The 2,015-nt window shown below is 66.2% G+C and carries 1 protein-coding gene; it reads right to left on the minus strand.

Features of this window, described 5'->3' with window-relative positions; all coding sequences use genetic code 11:
- On the minus strand, positions 1–1,820 hold a 1,820-nt coding region (locus FKP22_RS28455; RefSeq protein WP_141291465.1), incomplete at its 3' end, for a HAMP domain-containing methyl-accepting chemotaxis protein.
- Positions 1,821–2,015 lie beyond the last annotated feature (195 nt).

Here is a 2,015-nt window from a genome sequence, read left to right on the forward strand (position 1 = left end):
ATGGGGGCAGGCACCGGCTTGCGCACTTCGTTGCCGGCCAGCTTGAAGAAGGACATGGCCTGCTGCAGCTGCTCGGCCTGGCTGCTCATTTCTTCTGCCGTGGCGGCCAGCTCTTCGGAGCTGGAAGCGTTCTGCTGCGTGGTCTGGCTGAGCTGGGTCACGGCGCCGTTGATCTGGCCTACGCCGGAGGACTGCTCCTCCGAAGCAGCGGTGATTTCCTGCACCAGGTCCGAGGTCTTGCGGATGTTCGGCACGATCTGGCTCAGCAACTGGCCGGCCCGCTCGGCCAGCTCCACGCTGGACGAGGCCACGGTGCCAATCTCCTGCGCCGCCACCTGGCTGCGCTCGGCCAGCTTGCGCACCTCGGCGGCCACGACCGCAAAGCCCTTGCCGTGTTCGCCGGCACGTGCGGCCTCGATGGCGGCGTTCAGCGCCAGCAGGTTGGTCTGGTAGGCGATGTCGTCGATGATCACGATCTTCTGCGCGATCTGCTTCATGGCCACCACCGTGGCCCTGACCGCCTCGCCACCTTCGGCGGCTTCGGCAGCAGCCTTGGTGGCCATGCCGTCGGTGACCTTGGCGTTTTCGGTGTTCTGCGAGATGGAAGCCGTCATCTGCTCCATCGAGGCGCTGGTCTCTTCGACGCCTGCAGCCTGCTCGCTGGCCGCCTGCGACAAGGCCTGCGCGGTGGCGCTGACTTCCTCCGAAGCACCGGCCAGCGACTCTGCGCCGCTGTTGACTTCGGTCACCACCTCGGCGAGCTTTTCCATCGTGCGGTTGACATAGGCCTTCATCTGGCCGAAGGCGCCCTGGTAGTCGCGCTCGATGCCTTGCGTCAGGTCGCCTTCGGACAGCGCCTCCATGACCCGCACGACGTCGTGCACGCTGGCGCCGGTGGTGGCCATCAACTGGTTCAGGCCTTCGCCCATGTCGCGCTGGAAGCCTTGCAGGCCGTTCAGGTCGATGCGTGCATCGAAGTTGCCGGCGTTGGCCGCGGCTACCACTTGACGCTGGCCGTCCACCACCTGGGCCAGGCGGGTCATCATCTGCTTGACGGCAAACAGCATGCTGCGGGTGTCGTTCTCGCGAAGGTGGATCTCGGCGCTCAGGTCGCCATCGGCCACGCGGCGCAGCAGCTCGGCGGCTTGGGCCGGCTCGCCACCCAGGTCACGCGAGATGACGCGGGTCACCATCAGGCCCAGCAACACCGCCAGCACCACCGACGCGGCGACCACGCCCATCAAGACCATGCGGGCATGCTCGACGGTGACCTGGCCGTTTTCGTTGGCAGCCTTGGCCTGCGACGCGAGTTCGTCGATCAGCTGGCTGACGACTTCTTCGGCGGCATTGATGGCCTTGCGGGCATCGCCGTTGCTCAGCTCGGCAGCGGCAGCGAAGTTGCCGGCCGAGGCCAGGTCCGCCACCTTGTTGTTCTGCGCCAGGTAGTTCGGGATCAGGCCGTCCAGCTTGGTCAGCAGTTCCCTTTCCTTGGGCTGCAGATCGGTCGCGCGGTAGGTGTCCAGCACCTTGCGGAACTTGTCCATGTGGGCTTCGGCGCGCTTGACGGCGTCCTTCACATCGGCCGGTTCCTTCAGCGCAGGCAGCCGCACCATGGCGCGCGAGTGCGCAGTCAGGCGCGCAGCCGCTTCCGCCACGTACTGCGCCGGCACGACGGTGCCGGTGTAGGTGTTGTCCAGCGACTTGCCCAGCTCCGTGATGCGCAGCAGGCCAAAGCCACCGACGATGCCTGTCAGGACCGAGCAGACGAGGAAGGTCAGCAGCAGCTTGTGCGCCAGCTTGAGACGGAGGAACCAGTTCATGGGGAACCTTTGGAAAAACTGAAAGAGAAGGTGGCCGGCGCTCAGTGCGCCAGCGAGGCCGCCTCGGCGGCGACCGGTCCGCCAGCCTGGCCGATTTCGTCGATCGACAGCACATGGTTCACGTCCAGCAGGATCACGAACTTGCCCTTGACCTTGCCCACGCCCTGGATGAACTCGCTGCGGATGCGGGCGCCA

It is taken from the genome of Ideonella azotifigens, assembly GCF_006519715.1.
Classification (GTDB): Bacteria; Pseudomonadota; Gammaproteobacteria; order Burkholderiales; family Burkholderiaceae_C; genus Ideonella; species Ideonella azotifigens.